This window comes from Sphaerospermopsis reniformis (assembly GCF_005402885.1).
In the GTDB taxonomy this organism is placed as follows: domain Bacteria; phylum Cyanobacteriota; class Cyanobacteriia; order Cyanobacteriales; family Nostocaceae; genus Sphaerospermopsis; species Sphaerospermopsis kisseleviana.
Window position 1 is genome coordinate 1 of sequence record NZ_BJCE01000291.1, and the last position, 5,923, is coordinate 5,923.

The window sequence follows — 5,923 nt, forward strand, 5'->3', positions numbered from 1 at the left end:
TTATAGCCATCTATAATTTACCTGTTTTGTTTTGCTTTGTTTTTATCCTCTATTTTCTGACTTTTTTCCTAGACTTTAAATTTTTCCTTTACGATCGCTTGACAATCAAGACAGTCGCTACGAAAATCCTTAACCGAGCAGTATTGATATCTGTTTCAATTTGATTCATTTAAACGTTTTATTCTCCTTGCGGGGAGTTGGTAGTTTGAAACCTAAAACCTTTTAGGATTCAATCAGTGGAAACTATAGCCAGTTTCAGTCCCCTTGCGGAGATTAGGTAATTAGAAACATAGGATACCTTAAAATATGTCAAGCATTAATTGAAGTTTCAGTCCCCTTGCGGGGATTAGGTAATTAGAAACCCCGTATTTTATAACTACCCTATCTAGTGGTTTTTGTTTCAGTCCCCTTGCGGGGATTAGGTAATTAGAAACGTGCTACAAAGCGAGATATAGATAACTGTCTAGTTTCAGTCCCCTTGCGGGGATTAGGTAATTAGAAACTAGACAATGTAGACAAGATAAGTAATTCTGATGTTGTTTCAGTCCCCTTGCGGGGATTAGGTAATTAGAAACTAACTATGACCATTTTAAGAGCTAAAGTTGAAAAAGGTTTCAGTCCCCTTGCGGGGATTAGGTAATTAGAAACCTGGGCGGTCGTCTTTTGCTTTGTCTATATATAATATAGTTTCAGTCCCCTTGCGGGGATTAGGTAATTAGAAACTTCTCTGAATGGTTTGATATAGAAGAAAGCTAATTTAGTTTCAGTCCCCTTGCGGGGATTAGGTAATTAGAAACAAAGGGGTTTTTTGTTATTGATAATCTCCCATAAGTTTCAGTCCCCTTGCGGGGATTAGGTAATTAGAAACAATGCAGGATTTTTAGTAAAATAGTTGACAAATATTGTTTCAGTCCCCTTGCGGGGATTAGGTAATTAGAAACCCTATGGTTTCTATGAGTTCTGATTTGTATTTTTTCATGTTTCAGTCCCCTTGCGGGGATTAGGTAATTAGAAACAGTAGCTGTAGTATCGGTTTTACCGCTTCCTTGTCGTTTCAGTCCCCTTGCGGGGATTAGGTAATTAGAAACGGTGGGTACGAACCATTTAACAAAGGTAATCTAGGAGTTTCAGTCCCCTTGCGGGGATTAGGTAATTAGAAACTAAGCTTGCACATATTTATGGTGCAATTGCCTGTGTTTCAGTCCCCTTGCGGGGATTAGGTAATTAGAAACTCATCTGTTATCCACTGTAATGCTGTTGACACTAATTCCGGTTTCAGTCCCCTTGCGGGGATTAGGTAATTAGAAACACTATATATGTTGAATCTGGAGAATATCTAGAAGATGTTTCAGTCCCCTTGCGGGGATTAGGTAATTAGAAACTGGAAGTCCCGGAGAAATAGCGTCCGGGAATTTTACGTGTTTCAGTCCCCTTGCGGGGATTAGGTAATTAGAAACCTAATATATTTCCCGCGAGTGTAATGGTTAGATCGTTTCAGTCCCCTTGCGGGGATTAGGTAATTAGAAACGTTAACAAAATCCGTCCCTAGAGACACTAAGTTTGCGTTTCAGTCCCCTTGCGGGGATTAGGTAATTAGAAACCCCGCCCTCTGAAACATAGTCTGGGAGCAGACTGTAGGGGGGAATTTGGCAGACCTCTCAAAAAACCTCATTTCAGGCTTCGGGTCAACTGCCAACTGAAACTGATGAAACGCTAGAACTATTCAATTATCAAGGTTCTGGCGATTTGGCGGACCCCCCAGGGTTTTTGACCCCGCTCTAGGTCTGCCAAAAATTTATCTTGATCCAAGAGTAAAATTTAGCAACCTACTTGTCAAGAGTTTTTTTGTTACAAATAATTACTGCACTCTTTCTATTTTATATTCAAGTCCCGACTCCTGACTCCTGACTCCTGACTCCTGACTCCTGACTCCTGACTCCTGACTCCTGACTCCTGACTCCTTGATCTCCTGACTCCTGACTCCCCACTCCTCACCCCATCCCCACCAGGGGACCAAAACATAGTATAATACAGAAAATCACATTATGTAGCCTCAAAATCATGCCCAGAACAGCTACATCCAGCAAACGCAAAACCCCATCTAAAAATACTCCTCTAGTATGGGCAGATAATAGCGAATTAGTCGGCCTAGTCTTTGACCTAGAAGCAACCAATTCCACATACCTATACTCACAATACACCATCGGACTTCATGCCTGGTTTCTCGATCAAGTAAGACAAATTAACCCTACCCTGTCCGCATATCTTCATGATGGTGAGTCAGAAAAACCCTTCAACATCTCAGCTTTAGAAGGCCAACTGCTTCCCGCAGGTAAACAACTACAACTGCAAGCAAACCAAACCTATCGCTGGCATCTTCACACATTTTCCCAACCAGTAGTTGAATTTTTAAGTCAGTGGTTAACCCAACTCCCACCAACCCTAAATTTAAGAGATGCTTCCCTACAAATAAAAAAAGTTAGTATTCTCCATCCACCAACTACATATCACCAAATCCTACAATCATCCCTCGGCAAACACACAAACATTAATCTTAGCTTTATTTCCCCCACCAGTTTTCGCCGCAAAGGACATCATTTCCCCCTTCCCGTTCCTGTTAATCTTTTTCATAGTTACCTCAGACGCTGGAACGACTTTTCAGGAATGTCCATAGAACAAGATCCCTTTCTAGAATGGATAGATGAAAACGTCATCATTCACAAATACCGCTTAGAAACAGTAAAAGTTGCCGCAGGTAAAAGAGGTTCAGTCACAGGTTTTACAGGAGCGATATCTCTGGGGTTGAGTAAAACAGCATTAACCAACAGAGAATTTACCCAATTATTTTATGCCTTAATTCAACTTGCTCCCTACTGTGGCACAGGACATAAAACCACCTTTGGACTCGGACAAACCCTGTTAGAATGGGTAGAACCAGAAACCAATACATCAGCAGAAATTATCAACAACCTGCTACCAGAACGCATAGAAGAACTAACAGCAATATTCACCGCAACACGCAAACGCACAGGAGGCGATCGCACCGAAAAAATAGCCACAACTTGGGCGACAATATTAGCAAGACGAGAAATGGGCGAATCATTAAAAATCATATCCCAAGATTTAGAAATCCCCTACTCCACCGTCAAAACCTACGTTAAATTAGCCCGTAAAGAACTAAAACAATTGACAATTGACAATTGATAATTGACAACTTTTGCATTCAAACTTGACAGCAGGTTTCATGTATTTTTGCCATACCCTTCTTATTCTCTAATTCTCTTACTCCGCGCCTCTGCGTCTCTGCGTGAAATAAAAAAATGTGATTTAATTATCCATTATCCGGTAAATTTCTTGGTGGTATCAACCGCCCCTGATAAAACCGTTTTTCCAACCTACCCAAACCAAACCAAATTCCCGCACCACCAACCACAACCAAAGACAGAAAACCAACAGTAAAAATATCCTGCTGCTTATAAACAAACATCAGCAAAGGAAGCAACCCCCAAACCAAAACTGTTAACCCTGCAACCCCCATCCGCAACTTTTGTAAATTAGCCAAAGCACTCCGACAACTAGCACATTTTTTTGTATGGGAGTAATATCTATCTAACAACTCTTCCTTTGATAATGGTGGTGAGAAACTTTTTCCAGGAAACGGATCAATACTATATTGATTCACCCAAGAACGCAATTGAAAAACAAATAAATCTGCCTTAGTTGGCAAATAAAACGCCTTAGTAAAATTCTCACTTCCACCCCTTGCGGCTAAATATCTTTCTTGATGATGTAAGAAAATTTGATCATCTTCTAAAACCCCATTTTGTCCAATGTGAGAATACCAACGGGGAGTTAATTTTAAAAATATTCCTGGTAATTTAGCAGAAAACTTAAAAGGAAAAATCGCAAATAACCGACATTCACCTTTACGAATTGGAGTAGCATAAACAACAGTTAAAGTTCTACCAAACTGTTTAGATGTCAAGTCATGCCACATTAAACCAGGAGCAATAAAAGTAGTATATTGTTTTCCTAAAGTACCTTTGCGGGGTCCTTCTTCCCAAATTCCTTTAAATCCCCATTTTCCTGATTCTACTACTTCTAATTCCACAGGAGCAACATTAGCGCGGTTGCCGACGGTACGGTGATGGGTGTAAGGTATATGACTAGAATCTAAGACATTTTCCATTAACGTCAAAGCATCATAGGGAATATCTCTAAAAGTATTGAGACAAACCCAACCTTCCGGTTCTTCTTCTAAAATATCAACAATGGGAACTTTAGTTTTAGCAGCATTTTCCGCAGTTCCCGGATAAACAAATAACATTCCTTGTTTAACGGTGGTTGGGAATGAAGTTACACAAGCACGTTGAGAAATTTCTGCTTTTCCTCCTGCGACTTGTTGGGGAATGCGATCGCACTTTCCCGTACCTGAAAAAGTCCAACCATGATAAGGACATTCTAACAATCCATCTTCATTAATTCTACCTTCTGATAGAGGCGCTAAACGGTGGGGACATTGATCTAAAAATGCTCGCCATATATGCGCGTTATTATCCCACCATAAAACCAGATCCTTCTCTAGCAAAGTGAAGCGAGTAGGCAGGGTTTTGTCTAAATCTTCCACATAATGAACAGGATACCATACCTCTTGCCAATCAAAGCGATCTGGATCGAGTCCACCAGCGGGAAGTAATTCTGTGGTTATGGTTGGAGATGCGTTTGACTGGATAATGCTGTTGGACATGATAGAATTAACAATGATTGTAAATAATGTTTATTACCCCAAAACTAAGATAACAATTTTTTAATAATTTTGGCAGATAGATTTCAAAAATCAGCTTATGATTGAACCGCAAAGTACGCAAAGTACGCAAAGGTAAGAGAGTTTCAGAGAGTTTTTGGTGTTGCTGCGGTTATTTTGGCAAAATTGGGATGTTCCGCAGAAATCAGCCAATTGTCTAAAATTGTATTACTCAAGTATTTTAACAAAAAAAGTAAGACTATGATAGTAGTAGACACAGAAAAATGTACAGCAGCGAAAACAGAGTTACGTCAAATATTAGCTGCTTGTGGTGGTAATACCAAAGATCAAAATGTCATTGCTGCAATTGAAAATCTCCAATCTTTCAACCCGACAAAAGCACCAGCCCAAAGTGGTAGTTTAATGGATAGTGAATGGTTGTTGATCAGTGCGCCAAATTTTCCCCAAGGTGAACTACTAGCAAATGGCAAATATGCTTATACTTTGGGGCGTTTGGCTTTTAATATGTTTCAACCAACAAAATTAAAATTAGTAATTGATCGCGTTTTGCAACCTGTGTTTCCAGTAGGAAATGGAGAGCAAAGAACTCATGATATTGTGGTGGAATTTACAACTATTGATGAATCTGTTCCCCAACTTTCGGGAATTGTAATCAACCAAGGAATTTGTCAATCTGTCAGTGATACATTGCTGCAAGTTCAGTTTACAGGAGGAATTTTAAAACCGCAATCTACAACTAACTTAGAAGATTGGAAAGCGGTTTTTAGTGAACAAGGTAAACCAGAAAAAAGAAGTTGGCAAGATATTTTGATGTCTGGTTTTTTAAAGTTGATGTTTGGTTTAGTTCCTCCACAAACTATGAATCCTGAAACTGGAGAAGTTTCGTTTATGATGAATCGTTCTCCTAAAGGACGTTTAGAAATTCTTTATTTAGATGAAGAATTAAGAATTACTCGTGGAGAAAAAGGAACTGTTTTAGTTTGTGAAAGACTGGGTTCAAACAATTGACAATTGACAATTGATAATTGACAATTAATTAGGGTTTGCTGAATAAACCTAAAACCTTGATATATCAAAGGTTAGAGGCTGATAAACACAGAAATTAGTGCAAGGGTTTTGAAGGGTATACCGGAAAAAGTGTGCATTTTTTGGGATTTC

The 5,923-nt window shown here is 39.3% G+C and carries 3 protein-coding genes and 1 CRISPR repeat array; of the genes, 2 read left to right on the plus strand and 1 reads right to left on the minus strand.

Annotation, left to right across the window (positions count from 1 at the left end; genetic code table 11):
• Positions 1 to 175 precede the first annotated feature (175 nt).
• A CRISPR array of direct repeats spans positions 176 to 1,601; the repeat unit is 37 nt; unit sequence GTTTCAGTCCCCTTGCGGGGATTAGGTAATTAGAAAC.
• 460 nt (positions 1,602 to 2,061) lie between these two features.
• Complete coding sequence (cas6, locus tag FFR48_RS24535; RefSeq protein ID WP_137669172.1) at positions 2,062 to 3,204, plus strand: CRISPR-associated endoribonuclease Cas6; 1,143 nt, start codon at positions 2,062 to 2,064, stop codon at positions 3,202 to 3,204.
• Positions 3,205 to 3,331: 127 nt separating this feature from the next.
• Here cas6 and FFR48_RS24540 read toward each other — a convergent pair whose 3' ends face one another.
• Positions 3,332 to 4,747 carry an aromatic ring-hydroxylating dioxygenase subunit alpha gene (locus FFR48_RS24540; protein ID WP_137669173.1) on the minus strand — a complete coding sequence of 472 codons (1,416 nt, stop codon included), beginning with the start codon at positions 4,745 to 4,747 and terminating at the stop codon, positions 3,332 to 3,334.
• 258 nt (positions 4,748 to 5,005) lie between these two features.
• Between FFR48_RS24540 and FFR48_RS24545 the strand changes: the two genes are divergently transcribed.
• Positions 5,006 to 5,773 carry a PAP/fibrillin family protein gene (locus FFR48_RS24545; protein ID WP_236104172.1) on the plus strand — a complete coding sequence of 256 codons (768 nt, stop codon included), beginning with the start codon at positions 5,006 to 5,008 and terminating at the stop codon, positions 5,771 to 5,773.
• Positions 5,774 to 5,923 lie beyond the last annotated feature (150 nt).

Bases quoted from the DNA above. Each gene is read 5' to 3' on its own strand.
- cas6 (WP_137669172.1), top strand. From the start codon at position 2,062: ATGCCCAGAACAGCTACATCCAGCAAACGCAAAACCCCATCTAAAAAT.
- FFR48_RS24540 (WP_137669173.1), bottom strand. From the start codon at position 4,747: ATGTCCAACAGCATTATCCAGTCAAACGCATCTCCAACCATAACCACA.
- FFR48_RS24545 (WP_236104172.1), top strand. From the start codon at position 5,006: ATGATAGTAGTAGACACAGAAAAATGTACAGCAGCGAAAACAGAGTTA.